This is a genomic window from Rhizobacter sp. P1_G5 (genome assembly GCF_056405435.1).
Genome location: NZ_JBFUCB010000841.1, coordinates 1 through 2,079, shown reverse-complemented (window position 1 = coordinate 2,079; position 2,079 = coordinate 1). Strand labels below are relative to the sequence as shown.

At 69.9% G+C, this 2,079-nt stretch carries 3 protein-coding genes; 1 reads left to right on the top strand and 2 read right to left on the bottom strand.

Features of this window, described 5'->3' with window-relative positions; translation table 11 throughout:
• Both AC1D12_RS31770 and lptF read right to left on the bottom strand, forming a co-directional pair.
• Positions 1 to 432 (bottom strand): LptF/LptG family permease (locus tag AC1D12_RS31770; protein WP_477845157.1); only part of this gene is annotated, 432 nt, incomplete at its 3' end.
• A complete protein-coding gene (gene lptF, locus AC1D12_RS31765) occupies positions 429 to 1,562 on the bottom strand; it encodes an LPS export ABC transporter permease LptF (RefSeq protein WP_477845156.1) in 1,134 nt (377 codons plus the stop codon). The genes lptF and AC1D12_RS31770, both read right to left, overlap by 4 nt.
• 26 nt (positions 1,563 to 1,588) lie before the next feature.
• Here lptF and AC1D12_RS31760 point away from each other — a divergent pair.
• Positions 1,589 to 2,079: M17 family peptidase N-terminal domain-containing protein (locus AC1D12_RS31760; protein ID WP_477845155.1), on the top strand; the 491-nt coding region annotated here is incomplete at its 3' end.

Sequence of the window (2,079 nt, the reverse complement as noted above, 5' to 3'; positions counted from 1 at the left end):
GGTGATGCCCAGGCTGAAGCCGCCCTTGTAGCGCGCCTGCAGCTGCGCCGCGCCGCGCTCGCTGAGCGGCGCGAGGTAGTCGCCGACGACGAAGGTCAGCAGGCCGAACGCCATGCCCAGCCCGGTCAGCAGGAACAGCGCGCGCCCCGGGCCCAGCCCGCCGGTGCGCAGCACGGTGAACTCGGACGACTGCGCGAGCCGCGACAGCGCATAGATGGTGCCGATCAGCACCGCGATCGGCGACAGCTCGTACAGGTGGCCCGGCAGCTCGAGCAGCGAGTACACCGCCGCGTGCAGCGCGGTGTAGGTCTTCGTGATGCTGCCCAGCTCGTCGACGAAGTCGATGAAGAAGAACAGCGACAGGAAGGCCACGGCGACGAAGGCCACCGACGAGACGATGTCGGCGTAGAGCAGGCGGCGCACCGTCCTCATTTCTTGCAGGCCTCCTGCATGCGCTGCTTCAGGCCGCCGCCGTTGTTGCCGTGGCGTCGCCGCAGGCTCCAGTGCGTGCCGTTGTCGCGCCACCAGATCAGGGCCATCGCCAGCAGCAGCACGCCGCCGTGCATCGTCACGAGGATCGCGCCCATGCCGGCCTTGCCGCCGGCCACCCAGGCCTGCGACAGGTTGATCAGGTTGTAGTAGACGACGAAGCTCAGCAGCGCGAACAGCAGGTTCCAGTTGCTGGCCCGCCGCGGCTGCGTGGCCGACAGCCCGATCGCCAGCAGCAGCAGGTTGGCCGCGCCGAGCGTCAGGCCGAGCCGCCAGGTGAGCTCGCCCTGCGCGGCCGGCGTCGGCTCGCTCATCAGGTCGATGGTCGGCAGGGCCTTCGGCGGCGGCGCGGTCGCGCTGCTCAGCACGCGGTCGCCGGCCTGCACCTTGTAGGTCTCGAAGCGCGCCAGCGTCTTGTCGCCGCTGCGCAGGTTCTGCTCGTTCTGCTGGCCGCTGTCGAGCACCAGGTAGCGGTCGTCGTCGGTGTTCTCGATGTGGCCGCTGCGTGCCGAGGTCACCGATTCCTTGTCGGCCTGCGCGGTCAGGATGAAGACGTTGCGGCCGGTGCGGCCGTCTTCGCTGTCGCGCTCGATGAAGAAGGTGCGGCGGCCGTCGCGTGAGGACTGGAACTGCCCGGGCGCGACGCGCGACAGGTCGGAGCGGCGCTCGAAGCGCTCGCGCAACTCGGCGCTGCGCGCGTTCATCCACGGCCACACGAACAGCGCCAGCAGCGCCACCACCAGCAGCACCGGCCAGCTCACGCGCAGCACCGGCCGCACGAAGCGCGACAGCCCGACGCCGCTGGCGAACCAGATCGACATCTMGCTGTCGCGGTACATGCGGGTCAGCGTGGAGACGGTGGCGATGAACAGCGACAGGCTGAGCATCGTCGGCAGCTGGGCGAGCGCCACGTAACCCAGCAGCAGCACCACGTCCTGCGGGGCGATGCGCCCCAGCGCCGCCTGGCCCAGCGTGCGGATCAGCATCATCGTCAGCACGATGGTGAGGATCACCACCAGCGTGGCGCCGAATGTGCGGGCGAGGTCTCGCCGCAGGGAGGAATCGAATAACATCGTTGGATTCTGGACTGGCTCGCATTATGGACTTCAGACATCAGGTTTCTTCTTCCGGCGCCCTGGCAACCCTGCAGGCCGACGCCTTGCTCGTGGTGGTCGATGCATCCGCCGGCGGCAACACCGTCGATGCGGTGCTCGACGCGAAGCTCGCGGCCCCCATCAACGAGGCGATTGCCCAGGGCGACTTCGCGCTGAAGGCCGGGCGGGCGCTGTACCTGCACCGCGTGGCCGGCGTGAAAGCGCCGCGCGTGGTGGTCGCCGCGGCCGCCTCGGGCACCGCGAAGGCTTTCAAGACGGCGGTTGCCAATGGCCTGGCCCAGCTGAAGGGCGGCGGCGCGAAGCACGTGGCCGTCGCGCTGGCCTCCACCGGCGAGCTGGGCGCGGCACATGCGCAAGCGCTGGTCGCCGCGGCCGGCGACGCCACCTATGTCTACCGTCACACCAAGCCCAGCGCGCCGGCCGCCTCGGCCATCGCCAAGCTGACGCTGGTGTGCGACAAGGCGCAGGCCAAGGC